We start from the raw sequence: 16232 nt of genomic DNA, 5'->3' as shown, positions 1-16232 counted from the left end.
TTGTAAAGGGGATGGCGATTGATCCCCTTTACGTATACAAAAAGAAAAAAAATATGAAATATAGAAAAAATGTTTATTAACAAAAATTTATTTTATATAATTTTAATAAGAAATAAGCAGGGGATAATTTTTATTAATTTTTTAAAAAATTGAAAAAGAAAATAAACTATGATAAAATTTAAAGATAAAAAAATAAAGAGAACAGAGGTAAAATAACGATGGCAGATACACCGCTTATGAAGCAATATAAGGAGATAAAATCAAATTTTGAGGACTCTATATTGTTTTTTAGATTGGGTGATTTTTATGAAATGTTTTTTGAGGATGCGGTGAAAGCGTCAAGAGAGCTTGGACTTACACTTACTTCGAGAAATAAGGAGAAGAATGTGGATATACCGCTTGCGGGAGTTCCATTTCATTCGGCAGATTCATATATAACAAAACTTGTTTCAAAAGGGTATAAAGTTGCGATTTGTGAGCAGACAGAAGATCCGAAGATGGCAAAGGGAATTGTAAAACGAGAAGTTGTGAAGATTATAACGCCTGGGACAGTTGTGGATGTGGAGGCGCTTGATGCCAAGAGCAATAATTACTTGATGAGTATTTTGAAAATTGAGAATAAATTTGGAATTGGGTATATTGATATAACGACTGGAGAATTTAAGGTAACGGAAGTTGAAAAGGATGATGATTTTGTAAAATTATTTAATGAGATTAATAAGATTGAGCCTAAGGAAGTGCTTGTTACAGAGGATTTTTATGGAGAAATAAAGGAAAAGTTAGATGATTTTTTACAAAAGAATGATTCAGTTGTAACTTTTGTGAGTAAAGTTCGGGACAGTGCAAAGTATCTTATGGATTATTTTGAGATTGTGTCGCTGGAAAGTTATGGGATTAAGGATAAAAAGGCGATAATTGGAGCTGCAGCCATGGCACTTGATTATGCGGCTACTATGCAGGTTGAACATGAGCTGACTGTAGAAAAGATTGAGTTTGTGAATATTTCCAATTACGCTGAAATAAATGCGATTACAAGCAGAAATCTGGAACTTTTAAAAAATCAGAGAGAAAAAACTGTTTATGGCTCGCTTCTGTGGGTGCTGGACGAGTGTAAAACTTCAATGGGAACACGACTTTTAAAAAGATTTATAAATAATCCACTTTTAAATGTTGATAAAATAAGAAAAAGACAGGAAGATGTACAGTATTTTATCGATAATATCTTGATTCGTGAGGATTTGAGGGAAAAACTTGAGGATATTTACGATTTAGAGCGGCTTTTGGGGAAAATAATCTTTGGAAGCGAAAATGGAAAAGATTTGACAGCATTGAAAAAAACGATAAAATCGGCTGTTGAAATAATGAAAATTTTGGGAAATACTGGTTTTTTTAAGGATATTGATGCAAATATTTTGTTTGAGTGTTATAAAATAATTGACGACAGTATAAATGAAGATGCGCCGTTTTCAGTACGTGAAGGCGGAATTATAAAATCTGGATATAATGAGGAACTGGATGAAATAAGGAATATTATGAATTCTGGGAAAGACTTTTTGCTGGATATTGAACAGCGCGAAAGGGAAGCAACTGGAATTCGAAATATGAAAATAAAATTTAACAAGGTTTTTGGTTATTTTATTGAAATTACAAAAGCAAATCTGGATATGGTGCCAGAACATTACATAAGAAAACAGACTCTTTCAAATTCAGAGAGATACATCACGCCTGAACTGAAAAAATATGAGGACACAATAATAAATTCCAAGGCAAAAATCGAAGATTTGGAATATCATTTGTTCAAGGAAATTAGCGGAAAACTCAAGGAACATCGGAAAATTTTGTCAGAACTTGCAGAAAGGCTGGCATACATTGATGTAATGGTATCTTTTGCTGTAAGTGCCATTGAAAATGATTACGCAAAACCTGAAATGAATGAGGAATATTCATTTGAAATTGAGGGTGGAAGGCATCCAGTTGTAGAAAAGCTGATTGGAAGGACGGATTATGTTTCAAATGATACAGTTTTTACTGAAAAGGAAAGTTTTGTTGTGCTAACAGGACCTAATATGTCGGGAAAATCAACGTATATGAAGCAAATCGCATTAATTTCCATAATGGCTCAGATTGGTTCTTTTGTCCCTGCTAAAAAAGCAAATTTATCAATTATAGACAAATATTTGACACGGATTGGGGCTTCTGATGATATTTTGACTGGGCAAAGTACATTTATGGTGGAAATGAGTGAAGTCTCCAACATTCTAAACAATGCGACTGAAAAAAGCCTGATAATACTTGATGAAGTTGGACGTGGAACTTCCACAACCGACGGTGTTTCCATTGCGACTTCCATTTCAATGTATATTCATGATAAAATTGGTGCCAAGACAGTTTTTGCAACACATTATCACGAACTGACTGATTTAGAAAATAAATTTGCACACATTGTAAATTATCGGATAGAAGTGGATGAAAAGCAGGGAAAAGTAATGTTTTTGCGAAATATTGTAAAAGGCGGAGCAGACAAGTCCTATGGTATTGAAGTGGCGAAATTGGCTGGGCTTCCAAAGGAAATATTGATTGAAAGCAAGAAAATATTGAAACGGCTGGAGCAGAAAAAGGAATTGATAGAAAGAACCGTAGATGTTCACCAGCTATCACTTTTTGGAGGAAATTCAGAGTTTGAAAATGATTTTGAAGAATTTGAAATTGAAAGTGTAAATGATTTTGAAAATATTGAAAATAATCAGTTTTATGTGGAGAAATTAGTACAGGTTGAAGAAGAAAAGGAAAGTTTGTTAGAAATTATGAATAAAATAGAAAATTATGACATAAATAATATCACACCAATGGATGCAATGAAATTTTTGTTTGAACTAAAGCAAGAAATCAAAAGAGAGAATTAAAATTGGTAAAATAGGAGAAAAATAATGTGGAAAAAACTAGGTTATGGAGGACTTATATTAATACTGATATATTTTATATATGCAGTATTTTTTAAAAAAATTCCAACACCGCTTGAACAGATGCAAAAAGATATGAAAGCCAAAAAAGTTATGTATAGGTTAAAAGATGATGCAATTATTTATGCGGATGAACAGATTGGATCTGAAGGAGATGAGGTTATCAGATTTAAAAATGTAATTGTAGATCTGATAAAGAAAAAAATGTTAATTTCTGGAAAAGAGGGAGAAGTCAATACTAAGACATCTGATGTTACATTAATGAAAAAAGTTGTTGGAACAACGAAGGACAAAAAATGGGAAATTTATACAGAACGTGTGGAATATAAGAAACAAGGAGATACATTAGTTTCACCAGTAAGGACAAAGTTAATAAATACTGTTGACGACACGGTTTCTGAAGCGGACAGGGTTGAAACAACGACAAAATTTGAAACAATCGTAGCAAAAGGGCATGCTAGTTATAACAATAAGAAAGATAAAAAGACATTAACAGCAGATAAGATTACGTATCATGACCCGACAAAAGTATCATTAGCAGAAGGTCATGTAGTTTATAAGGAAGAGCAGACAAAGAGGGAATTACGTGCCAATACAATGCGTTATGATGATATAAATAAAATTGGAAACGCAGAAGGAAATGTAATTTATACAGATCCTGAAAATAAGCTGACTGGAAATAAAGTTGATTATTATATGAAAGATGAGCGTGTAGATGGACAAGGAAATATCGTCTATACTGGTAAAAATAGTGTGATTTCAGCAGATATTGCTTCATATTTTATAAAGAAAAAGCAGGTTGATGGAAGAGGACATGTGAAATATACAAGTCCAACTCTAATAGTAACAGGAGATCATGTATTTTATGATGAAGTTGCCAAAATATTAAATGGGGATGGAAACGGAACTTATAACTATTTACCAAGAAAAACAACGGGAACGTATAGAAGCGGAGTTTATGACTTAAAGACAGAAACGCTTACAACGAATGATTACTATACTGCAAATTATGATGATTATAAAATGTATGGAACTGGACTTGTGTATGTTTTCCCAACTGGAGATGCCACAATGAAAGGACCGTTTAATGTGAGAAAACAAAACTTTAATGTGCACGGTGCAACTGGAACAATGAATACCATTTCAAAAGATATTTTTGCAAATAAAATGGAAATGACAAGTGTTCAGGGAGATAGAATTACATCTGATACAGGACGTGGAAGCTTTGAGAAAAAGGAATTTAGGTTTGATGGACATGTTAAAGGTAAAATTCGTGGAAATGTAAAAGATCTTGTAAATGATCCAAGACCACTTGTAGAATCAGAAGCAGTAAACTTCATAGGAAATACTGCCAAAGTTTATTTTGTTTCTCACAAAAATGGAAGCAATATGAGTATTACACGTAGTGAAATTAAAGAAAACGTTCACATGACTTATAAGGACATTACTCTTGATTCACAATATAATGAAATGGATTCTGGAAGAAACCTTATTCTTGCGAGAGATAAGGTTATGGTTGATTTTAAGAATAATACTAAAATGACTGCAAACTACTTGTATATGGATATGAATAAGCAGGAAGGATATGCTAGAAATAACGTAAAAATTATAAGTACATTACCACAATTTAGAGCAATTAATACAAGTGCTGATAAAGCTACGATTTATTTAAAAGATAAGAGAATAAAATTAAACGGAAATGTTGTAACTTATCAAGGTAAAACACAAATTTCATCGAAAAATGCAATTTATGATATAGATAGAAAGATTCTTGAAAATGAAGGTAACATTCAGATGCAATATGAAATTCAGGATAATGAAGAGCAAGGAAGGTCAGATCCTAAAAATGCCGCAGCAACTCAAGAAGTAATAGGCAAATTGTCAATTCCTGAAGGGGAAGTAAGCACAAGGAGTGGAATTAACTTGCCAAAATCAATGACTGCCTCAAATGGAGTCCCAGTTACAATAAGATGGCGTTCCTCAAACTCAAGCCTATTTTCAGTGTCTGGAAGAGTTAACAAACAATTTTATGGAGGAGGAAGCAGAGGAGTAACTTTAACTGCGATAGCTAAAGCTGGTGTAGATACAGCAGAAAGAACATTTAATGTAAGTGTTCCAACAGAATCAGCTCACGAAATGCTCGTTAGAGCTGCAAAAAATATTTATGTTCCAGAAGATGGCGAAAATTTACCTTCATCAGTAAGAGTAAACGTAAATAAAGGAACAATAGATGTACCGATTTCTTGGAGTAAAAATGGAGATAGAAATGTGGCAACATTAAGGTATGGCGGTGCATCTTATCAAAAACAATTTTAATAATATGAAAAAAGTGGGTAGAGAATACTCACTTTTCTTTAGATATATTAAAATTTTATTGAACAAAACTGAAAAAGAGAGGAATTAAAAAATTATGGATATGAAAGAATTACAGGAGAAATTAACAGAAAAGAATTTAAATATTTTTCAACAAATAAGATATACTTCTTTTGTATTAGGGAAATTTATATTTGACAAGAATGATGTGTGGTGGATACTTTTTTTCTTTTTTATATCTTGTGTCAAAATTACTATAGGATTTATCAGTGTGAGTACTGGAATTTCATCATTTACAAATATACTTCAAATTTTTAAATTTTGTTATTATTTGGCATTTTTTCTGTTTTATCAAAAAATAATTTTTAAAATAGAAGAGAAAAATTATTCAAGATTAGATAAATCAGCCTCAAAATTTTTCCTTTTATATTTGATATATTACATAATTAGTTACATATTTCGATATTTGCCTTTCCCTTTGTTTTTGGATGAATTTAATTTAGCTTTTGGAATAGTGTCTTTGGTGGTGCTAGTAATTTTTTGGATTTACTTATTTTACTTCATACCGTTATTTTCTGCAAGACCATTTGATTTAAGAGAATCTTGGGATTATAATTTGCATTTAATTAAAGGAAATAAATTAAAAATGGTATTTCCTGGTATTCTTTGTTTTGTTTTTTCTTTTTCAGCAATATTTATTTTTTTACTTCCAATAGTTTCACTTTTTGAAGAGCTAGGTATTAACTTGTTACTCTTGATTTCTAATTTTGGTGTAATTGCTGGGGAATTTATTAATACTTTTATGGTTATATTTTTTATAATTTTACATAGTATAATATATTTGAATGTAGAGTATTTGGATAGAAAGATAAAATAATAATTTTAGAAAGCTTGTAAATTTTAAAAAAAAGTAGAAAAAAAAGTAAAAATGATTTATAATATAGCGAAGTAATAACTTATAAAAGCAAAATTGTTTGAATGATAATGATGAAATAGGAGAAAATATGGCTAGAAAAATTAGTATAGAAGCCGATAGCTTGAAAAAGATATATAAAAACAGGGAAGTTGTAAAAAGTGTGAGCCTGTCGATGGAAAAAGGTGAAGTTGTAGGACTTCTTGGACCTAATGGAGCAGGAAAGACAACTACTTTTTACATGATTACAGGCATTGTAAGGCCAAATCATGGAAGAGTAATGTACAACGGAGAGGAAATTACAACTTTGCCTATGTATAAGAGAGCTAGATTAGGACTTGGATATTTGCCACAGGAGGCCTCTGTTTTTAGAAACTTGACTGTGGAGGAAAATATTGTGTCAGTTTTAGAGATGCGAGGAGTCAAAAAGAAAGAAAGAATTGCTACAATGCAGAATTTAATTGAGGAATTTAAATTATCTCATGTAGCAAAAAGCTTGGGATATGCACTTTCTGGAGGGGAACGTAGACGTGTGGAGATCGCTAGAACTATTTCTACAAATCCAGACTTTATACTGCTTGATGAGCCTTTTGCGGGAGTAGATCCGATTGCAGTTGAGGATATTCAGAATATAATAATGCAGTTAAAGGAACGTGGACTCGGAATATTGATTACCGATCATAACGTGCGTGAAACATTGAGGATTACGGAAAGAGCTTACATAATGGCAGAAGGTACAATTCTGATTGCAGGAACAGGACAGCAGATTGCAAATGATGAAACAGCTAGAAGAGTGTATCTTGGGGATAACTTTAAGCTTGATTAGAGAGGATGATTTTTTTGAAAAATATGATTTTAACATCGTCTTTATACGAAAGTATAGAACTTGTAAAAAATTTTTTGAATAAAAATACTGAAAGTAAAAAAATACTATTTATTCCAACAGCAACTAACGTAGACGAATATAAAAAATACATACATCTTACTCAAAAGGCATTTGAAGATTTTGGTTATGAAGTGGAAAATTTTGATATTTCTATTTTTTCAGAAGAAATTGCAAAAGAGAAATTGTCGCAAGCGAAGATAGTTTTTATTTCTGGTGGAAATACTTTCTATTTATTACAAGAATTAAAAAGAAAAAATTTAACATCTTATTTAAAGGGAAGAATAGAAAATGGACTGCTCTATATTGGAGAATCAGCAGGTTCAGTAATAACGGCTCCTGACATAGAGTATGCTTCTATAGTGGATGACAAGACTTTGGCAACAGAATTAGATGATTATACAGGATTAAATTTAGTAGACTTTTACATAGTTCCTCATTTTGAGGAAGAGCCTTTTGTGGAAGGTTCGAGAAATATGGTTGAATTATATAAAGATAAATTGGATTTGAAATTGATTAATAATAAAGAAGCAATACTGGTTGAAAATAATAATTTTACAATAATAAAATAAAGATACAATAGGAAAGGAGCGGGATTGTTTTGACAATCTCAAACAAATAATGACAGGAAATGAAATAAGAAAAAGTTTTGTAGATTTTTTTAAATCGAAGGAGCATAAGCATTTTGAAAGTGCATCGCTTATACCGGATGATAAGAGCTTATTGCTGACTGTAGCAGGAATGGTACCGTTTAAGCCGTTCTTTTTAGGAGAAAAGGAGGCACCATTTAAAAGAATCACTACTTATCAAAAATGTATTAGAACTAATGACTTGGAAAATGTAGGAAGAACGCCTAGACATCATACGTTTTTTGAAATGTTAGGTAATTTCTCGTTTGGAGATTATTTTAAAAAGGAAGCTATTGAATGGTCTTGGGAGTATATAACGAAAGTATTGAAACTGGAAGAGGACAGACTTTGGGTATCTGTGTATAAAACAGATGATGAGGCTTATGAAATTTGGAACAAGGAAATTGGAGTGCCAGCAGAAAGAATTGTTAGGCTTGGAGAAGAGGATAACTGGTGGGCAGCAGGACCTGTGGGATCTTGCGGGCCTTGTAGCGAGATTTATTACGATACTCAGAATATGGGAAAAAATAACGAAGAAGCTAACAGAAAGCCAGGAGATGATGGAGATAGATTTTTAGAAATCTGGAATCTGGTATTTACTGAATGGAACAGACTTGAAGACGGTTCACTTGTACCGCTTCCAGAAAAAAATATTGATACAGGGGCAGGACTTGAGAGAATTGCTTCAGTTGTACAAAACAAGGATAACAACTTTGATACTGATTTATTTACAAATATTACAAAAGGGATAAAATCTGTACTTGAAATTCAAGGAAATGAAAGTGAGGAAGCAGTAAAAATTATTGCTGATCACGTTAGAGCCTCAGTATTTTTGATTGGAGATGGAGTATTGCCGTCAAATGAAGGGCGTGGATATATTTTAAGAAAAATTATAAGACGTGCTTTTGGAGCTGGAAGTTCTGCAAAACAGAAAGTTTTTGAAAAAGAAGATATATTTCTTTATAAATTAGTGCCTTACGTTCTTGAAACAATGAATGAAGCATATCCAGAGTTAGCTGAAAAGCAGGAATATATTGAAAAAGTTATAAGACTGGAAGAAGAAAGATTTGCAACAACTTTGAAAAATGGAACTGAAATGCTAGAAGAAGAAATTCAGAAATTAAAAGCGGAAAATCAGAAAGAATTGCCAGCTGAATTGACTTTCAAACTGTATGACACTTTTGGATTCCCATTTGAACTTACAAAATTAATCTTGGAAAATCAAGGATTTGAAGCATCAGAAGAAGAATTTGAGAAAAAGCTGGCAGAACAGGTGCAACGTTCAAAAGACAGCAGAACAACAATTTCTGATATGATAAAAGATGAATTTATAGATGAATTTTTTGAAAAACATGGGAAAACAGAATTTACTGGATATTTACAAAATTTTGAGGAAAAAAGCAAGCTTTTACATATTGCCAAAAGTGAAGGAATTTCAGGATATGAGATGATTTTTGACAAAACACCATTTTATGCTGAATCTGGAGGGCAAGTTGCTGATACAGGAATTATCACTTCTGGAGAATTTGAAGGAAGAGTTGTAAACGTGGTTAAAAAACACGATGTCTTTATTCATCAGGTTGAAATCACAAGGGGAATTGCTCCAGCGGTAGGCGTAGAAGTGAAAATGCAAATTGATGTAAACCGTAGAAAAGATATTCAGAGAAATCATACAGCTACACATATTTTACACAAAGTTTTAAGAGAAAATTTAGGAACACATGTAGAGCAGTCTGGATCGCTTGTGGATGATGAAAAATTAAGATTTGACTTTTCACATTACGAAGCAATCAGTCCAGAAATGATTGAAAAAATTGAAAAAGGTGTAAATGACATTATTTTATCAAATTTACAAGTAAAAATAAATTATGAAAATATTGAAGATGCAAAAGCAAGAGGGGCGATGGCATTATTTTCAGACAAATATGGAGATATAGTTCGTGTCGTTGAAATTGACGGATATTCTATCGAGCTTTGTGGAGGAACACACGTTAAATCAACTGGAGAAATCGGATTGTTCAATATCGAGTCTGAAAATGGAATTGCTTCAGGAACACGTAGAATTACAGCTACAACTGGATATAAAAGTTTAAGTTATGTAAATAGGCTTGAAGATAAAATAAAGGAAATATCTGATATTTTTAGAACAGATGAAAAAAATGTTGTCGATATTATCGAAAAATATATTGGAGATATGAAAGCGGCAGTAAAAGTGCATGAAGAAATGCAAACAAAACTTGTAAAATACGAAATTAATGAAATGCTTGAAAATGTTGAAGCAGTAAATGGTGTGAAAGTGCTAAAATCTTCATTTGAAGATAAAAATGTTGATGAACTGAAAGAGATTGTAGACAGAGGAAAAGAAAAAATGCAGTCTGGAATCATCATTTTAGGAACAAATAATGATGGAAAGGCAATTTTTGTAGTTGGAGTTACAAAAGACCTGATTTCAAAAGTGAAGGCTGGAGAAATAGTAAAAGTTGCAGCACAAGTCGCTGGCGGAAACGGTGGAGGACGTCCTGACTTTGCACAGGCTGGTGGAAAAGATGGAAATGCTGTAAAAGAAGCTGTTGAAAAAGCATTTGAATTTGTAACTGAAAAATTATAATAAATTTACTTTTAGATATACAGATTTAGATTTTTACTAAAGTAGATATTATTAAGTCTATAAAATGGTAAATTGTTTAAGAAATGAGAAATAAAAAATGAAGAAATTTATTGGATTAGATGTGGGAGATGTTAGAATTGGAGTTGCAAAATGCGATCCTTTGGGAATTCTTGCAACTGCTCTCGAAGTAATTGACAGAACAAAGACAAATCCTGTTGAAAGAATAAAGGAAATACTAGATGATGAAGGCACAAAAAAAGTTGTTGTGGGAATGCCAAAGAGCCTTGATGGCACAAAAAAACGTCAGGTGGAAAAAGTAGAGGAATTTGTGGAAGAATTGAAAAAGAGTATTCCAAATATTCAGGTTATCTTTGTGGATGAGCGTTACACAACAACAGAGGCTGAGCATTATCTAAAAAACTATTCCAAAAAGAATGGAAAAGAACGTAGAAAAGTAGTAGATATGGTTGCAGCGTCAATAATTTTGCAGAAATATCTCGACACATTGTCTTAAAAAGTCTAAATATAAAATTTTTAATACTATAAGAGTTGATGTATTTTTTAATAAGCAAAATTTCGTTAAAAGAAAAATAGCTGTTTGAGCTTTTGGAATAAATTTTGAAATATATTTAATTATTTATATTAAAAATAATTGAAATTGAAAAGCGAGTTCTATTTTTCTTTTATAAGAAAGTTTTGCGTAAAGCCGGGATGCAAGGACATGGCGTTTGATGTCCTTGCTTAAATAAACTTAAAAATAAATAAAACTTAAAAAGTAATAAAAATATATTAAACATATTTATAAGAATAGATATTTAAATAAAAAAAGAAAGGATAAAAAAATGCAGAATAAAAAATCACATTATGTTTGGTTACTTTTGGTAATTTTTGTTCCAGCTCTTATTTTGTACTTTAATAAAGTAAAACTGGGACTTGATTTACGTGGTGGAACATCAGTTGTATTACAGGCACAGGGAAAAATTGAGCCTGATACAATGAGCAAGGTTAAAAATATTATTGAAAGAAGGGTAAATAGTATTGGAGTTGCTGAGCCTGTTATTCAGCTTAGTGGAAATGACAAATTGATAGTGGAGCTTGCGGGGATAAAAGATCCTCAAAAGGCTATTGAATTGATTGGTACAACAGCGAAACTTGAGTTTAGAATAAAAAATAAGGATGGTTACGGGCCTGTTTTATTAGAAGGTTCGGCATTAAAGACAGCAGGGGTTTCTAGAGATCAGGTTGGGATGCCTTCTGTAAGTTTTGAATTAAATTCACAAGGAGCAAACACTTTTGCTAAGATTACAAGGGAAAATATAGGAAAACAGCTGGCAATAATGCTTGATAACAAGGAACAGTCAGCACCTACAATTAACAGTGAAATTAACGGTGGAAGTGGAATTATAACTGGAAGATTCTCAATGGAAGAAGCAAACAATCTTGCAAATCTGTTAAAATCAGGGGCACTGCCTGTGGAAATTAAAATTGTTGAAAATAGAACGGTTGGAGCGACGCTTGGAGTAGATTCGATAAGACAGACTGGAATAGCTGGGCTGATTGCCTTAGGTGTAATTTCAGTATTTATGATTGCTATTTATAGAATACCTGGAATTGTTGCAGATATTGCACTTTTAATAAATGGAGTTCTAGTTTTAGGACTGCTTAGCGGTATCGGAGCAGCTTTGACGCTTCCTGGAATTGCAGGATTTATCCTTACACTTGGTATGGCAGTTGATTCAAATGTAATTACTTATGAGAGAATAAAGGAAGAATTACGGCTTGGAGAATCGCTTCATGATGCGGTTGAAAGAGGTTATGAAAATGCCTTTCCTGCCATAATTGACGGAAATCTGACTACAATGCTTGTAGCTGCTGTGCTATTTTTCCTAGGAACTGGACCGATTAAAGGATTTGCAGTAACATTGGCACTTGGTGTGGTTGCTACTGTAATTACAGGAGTATTTGTTTCAAAAGTATTCTTAAAACTGTTTATAAAGACATTTAACATAAAAAGGGAACAGCTGTTCTGGAAAGGAGCTTTAAATGAAGATTAATTTAAAAGTTATACAACGTAGAAAGCTTTATTTAGGTATTTCAACGATAATGGTTGTAGTTTCATTGATTTCGCTGTTTGTAATAAAGCTAAATCTTGGGGTGGATTTTAAAGGTGGAGAATTAATTCAGTTAAAATATGATAAGAAAATTGACCAAAATGCAGTAAATGAGACATTAAACAGTTTAATTGGCGAAATTCCTAAATTAAAGGCCAAAAGAGTTCAGTTTTCAGATACAGACAATACTGTTATCATAAGAACAGAGCAGCTTGATAATACGCAAAAAACAAAAATAATGTCAGAATTAAGTAAAAAAACTGGTAAATATGAAGTTGTAAAAAATGAAACTGTGGGAGCAGTAATTGGTAAGGAATTAACTGCAAATGCAATTCAGTCTTTAATAATAGGAAGTATCCTGATTATTATTTATGTTACTATAAGATTTGAGTTTGTTTATGCTCTGGCAGGAGTTATAGCGCTTATTCACGATGTTATTATTGCCTTTGGAGTTATAGCGCTACTTAAATATGAAATCGATACTCCATTTATAGCTGCAATTCTTACAATTTTAGGATACTCTATTAACGATACGATTGTTGTATTTGATAGAATTCGTGAAAATATTCAGAAAAATAGAAAAGGTAAAAATAAAACTGTGGAACCATTTGATCTAGTTATTGAAAAATCAATAAATCAAGTGTTCACAAGATCAATTTATACTTCATTGACAACTCTATTTTCAGTAATTGTACTTCTGATTTTAGGTGGAGATACATTAAAAACATTTAGTATGACTCTATTTGTAGGAATGCTTGTTGGAACTTATTCATCAGTATTTGTAGCAAGTCCTTTGGTTTATATAATGAAAAAAGGTAAAAATGAGCCAAAAACTAAAGATGTTATAAAAAGTTCTGGTAAAACAGTAAATGGATATGATGAAAAAGATAAAGTACTGGTATAATTAAAAATAAAATGATAAATTTAGAAGGTGAATTGAAAAATGCGATGCTGGGCAGAAATAAATATAAAAAATCTATATAGCAATGTTGATGAAATTGAAAAAATTGTAGCAAAGGATAAGATAATAGCAGTTATAAAGGCGGATGCCTATGGACATGGGATGCTTGAAATATGTGATGCCCTGATAAAAAAGGGAATTAAGAACTTTGCAGTTGCAACAAGTGATGAGGCACTTAAAATAAAAGAACTTCATGATGATATTATGGTGCTGATACTGGGGCCCGTGGAAAATGAGTACATGGATTTAATTGCAGATAAAAATATTTATTTTATGGTGACAGATTTTGAGGAAATAGAATATTTGGAAAAAACAGGGAAAGAAAATGGGAAAACTACAGATGTGTTTATAAAGATAGATACAGGAATGGGGCGTGTAGGCTTTCAGGAAAGTGAGACTGAAAAACTGAATGAAATTCTTAAAAATGCCAGTCATATTAATCCGATAGGAATTTTCTCGCATTTTTCATCATCGGATAGTGACAAAGACTATACAAAATTGCAGGAAAGTAAATTTAAAGCAATGTGTGAAAAAATATCAAGTGGAATATCATCAATAAAATACAGACATCTGCACAACAGTTTTGGAACTTTGAAGTTTCAAGATAGCATAGAAGATTTTGTGAGAGTGGGAATTATACTTTATGGAGGGGTTACAGACGAAGAAACAGCTCCGTATAAATTTAAGCCAGTAATGTCTCTCTTTGCAAAAATCAGCTATATAAAGACATTAAAGGAAGATAGTTTTATAAGTTATGGAAATACTTATAAAGGAAAAGCTGGAAAGACCTATGCTACAGTTTCTATTGGATATGCTGACGGAGTAAGGCGTGACTTGTCAAATAAAGGGTATGTTTTTTATAAAGGATATAAATGTGAGATTGTAGGGCGTGTCTGTATGGATCAGCTTATAATTTTACTTCCTGAAGAATTGAAAAATGAAGCTAAAAAAGGCGATGTTGTAGAATTTTTTGGTGAAAATATAAGTGTTGTAGAGGTTGCTGATTTATGTAATACTATTTCGTATGAGATTTTATGTGGAATAAGTCAGAGAGTACCTAGAATTTATGTGGAAAAATAGAGGTAGGGAAAATGATGCTGGATATTGGCTTTATAGTTTTACTGATAATATTTATTTTTCTTGGATATAGAAGAGGATTCTCTTTGGAATTTTTCAATATGTTTAAATATATTTTTATTATTTTTATAACAAATTATATTTGTAAACTTTTTTTTAATTCAGAGAAAATTAAACCTCAAAATCAGTTAAAAATTTTTGTTATTATAGTTTTAGTCCAATGTATTGTCTATTCTGTCGTTCTTATAGCCAATAGAAAATTTTTAAAAAGTATAAAAATAAAAAGATTTGATAAATTTTCTGGAATGATATTTGGAATAATGGAGTTATTCTTTGTTGCAGTTATTGTTTATATTACAGTAATTACAGGATCTATAGGAAGCAAAAGAATACGTGAAATAAGGGACAAAAGCCTTTCTGTTCAGTTTATGACAAGACATGCATTAAAATTTGCAGATTCTTTTCCAAAATTCATAAAAGATGATGTGGAAAGATATGTTGTTAGCCAGAGAGAGAAAGAAGTAATAGATGACGTTTTAAATAATTATAAAAATCCAAAACCAGATAAATTTGAAAAAACAAAAGATATTGAATAAACACCTTGGTACAGAAATAAAAAAATGATTATAAGATAAAAAGAAAAATAAAAAAGGAAAATTGATAAAAATGAAAATAATTGACAGATATATTTACAATTCACTTTTTTTGCCGTCAATATTTGGAATTAGCATATTTACATTTATTATGATGTTAAATGTGATAATGGAAGTTATGGAACGTCTGTTTGCAAGTGATTTGCCATTTATATCTATAATAGACTATCTATTTTATGCTATACCAGGAGTTCTTGTACAAACAATACCTATGGGAGCATTTCTTGGGGTAATGCTTGTTTATGGAGGACTTTCAGAAACGAATGAAATTGTTGCAATGGAAGGTTCTGGAATAGGACTTTTTAGAATAATTCGACCAGCATTTATTTTTGGAATAATATTGACATTGATTGGTTTAGGACTTGAAATATATGTAAATCCCCGTGCCTTAAAAAATATAAATGCACAGACAAAACAAATTCTAGCTTCAAAACCAAGTTCATTGTCAGAAGAAAAAGTTTTTTTGACAAATGAGGAAAAAGGCTTTGGATTTTACATTGATGAAGTAAATAATGAAAAAGCTACAGCTAAAAACTTTCTGATTATAAATAAACGAGGTAATAATCCTTATCCAATAGTATTTCTTGCAGAAAATGCAAAATTTGATCCAGGAATTATAAGATTGAAGAAAGTAAAAGGATACGCTTTTGATAAAGACGGTAATAGTCAAGTTTCTGCTTTATATCAGGAGCAGGAAATACCAATCACTACTTTTTTTAGGGAAAATAAGAAAGAAGTAAAAAAAAGCCGTAAAGAGATGGATATAAAAGAATTGAATGAATTTTATAAACAGAATATAAAAAATCCTGAAGAAAAGGAAACTGCATTAAAAGCACAGGTAGAAATTTACCAAAGACTTATAGGACCATTTGCAAGTACATTTTTATGCTGGCTGGGAGTACTGCTTTCGGTAGGGCATAGACGAAGTGGAAGAGGAATAAGTTTTGGAATAAGTTTGATTGTTATATTTGGTTATATAGGAATGGCAAGTTATGCAAAGATTATGGTGCTAAAAAATAATGTACCTGCAAACATTGCAATGTGGGTTCCTAATTTTGTTTTATTTATAATGTGCATATATTTTTCAATAAAGAAATATAAGGGAAATTAGCGAAAGGAGGAGT

At 31.5% G+C, this 16232-nt stretch carries 11 protein-coding genes; all 11 read left to right on the top strand.

Annotation, left to right across the window (positions count from 1 at the left end):
- The first annotated feature begins 218 nt into the window (after positions 1-218).
- Positions 219-2903: a DNA mismatch repair protein MutS gene (gene mutS, locus HMPREF1552_RS08310; protein WP_021744716.1), complete on the top strand. Its 2685-nt coding sequence runs from the start codon at positions 219-221 to the stop codon at positions 2901-2903.
- Between the two features lie 24 nt (positions 2904-2927).
- A complete protein-coding gene (locus tag HMPREF1552_RS08305; protein ID WP_021744715.1) occupies positions 2928-5276 on the top strand; it encodes an immunoglobulin-like domain-containing protein in 2349 nt (782 codons plus the stop codon).
- Between the two features lie 1001 nt (positions 5277-6277).
- Positions 6278-7012: an LPS export ABC transporter ATP-binding protein gene (gene lptB / locus HMPREF1552_RS08295; RefSeq protein WP_026746814.1), complete on the top strand. Its 735-nt coding sequence runs from the start codon at positions 6278-6280 to the stop codon at positions 7010-7012.
- Positions 7013-7026: 14 nt separating this feature from the next.
- Positions 7027-7641, top strand: a complete 615-nt coding sequence (locus tag HMPREF1552_RS08290; RefSeq protein ID WP_039901459.1) for a Type 1 glutamine amidotransferase-like domain-containing protein — start codon at positions 7027-7029, stop codon at positions 7639-7641.
- A 49-nt stretch (positions 7642-7690) separates the two neighbouring features.
- Positions 7691-10306: an alanine--tRNA ligase gene (alaS, locus tag HMPREF1552_RS08285; protein ID WP_021744711.1), complete on the top strand. Its 2616-nt coding sequence runs from the start codon at positions 7691-7693 to the stop codon at positions 10304-10306.
- Between the two features lie 97 nt (positions 10307-10403).
- Positions 10404-10820, top strand: a complete 417-nt coding sequence (gene ruvX, locus HMPREF1552_RS08280) for a Holliday junction resolvase RuvX (RefSeq protein ID WP_021744710.1) — start codon at positions 10404-10406, stop codon at positions 10818-10820.
- Positions 10821-11148: 328 nt separating this feature from the next.
- A complete protein-coding gene (gene secD, locus HMPREF1552_RS08275) occupies positions 11149-12360 on the top strand; it encodes a protein translocase subunit SecD (RefSeq protein ID WP_021744709.1) in 1212 nt (403 codons plus the stop codon).
- The gene (secF, locus tag HMPREF1552_RS08270; RefSeq protein WP_021744708.1) at positions 12350-13321 is read left to right on the top strand and encodes a protein translocase subunit SecF; all 972 of its coding nucleotides are present in this window, start codon (positions 12350-12352) and stop codon (positions 13319-13321) included. The genes secD and secF overlap by 11 nt, the downstream gene beginning before the upstream one ends.
- 39 nt (positions 13322-13360) lie before the next feature.
- Positions 13361-14458, top strand: a complete 1098-nt coding sequence (gene alr / locus HMPREF1552_RS08265) for an alanine racemase (protein ID WP_021744707.1) — start codon at positions 13361-13363, stop codon at positions 14456-14458.
- Between the two features lie 11 nt (positions 14459-14469).
- Positions 14470-15051, top strand: coding sequence for a CvpA family protein (locus HMPREF1552_RS08260; protein ID WP_021744706.1), 582 nt, complete (start codon positions 14470-14472; stop codon positions 15049-15051).
- A gap of 70 nt (positions 15052-15121) precedes the next feature.
- Positions 15122-16219 carry an LptF/LptG family permease gene (locus tag HMPREF1552_RS08255; RefSeq protein WP_039901458.1) on the top strand — a complete coding sequence of 366 codons (1098 nt, stop codon included), beginning with the start codon at positions 15122-15124 and terminating at the stop codon, positions 16217-16219.
- The last annotated feature ends 13 nt before the right edge of the window (positions 16220-16232 follow it).

The organism is Leptotrichia sp. oral taxon 879 str. F0557 (assembly GCF_000469385.1).
In the GTDB taxonomy this organism is placed as follows: Bacteria; Fusobacteriota; Fusobacteriia; order Fusobacteriales; family Leptotrichiaceae; genus Leptotrichia; species Leptotrichia mesophila.
Note: the sequence above shows the minus strand (reverse complement) of the source record. Positions and strands in the feature narration are given on the sequence as shown.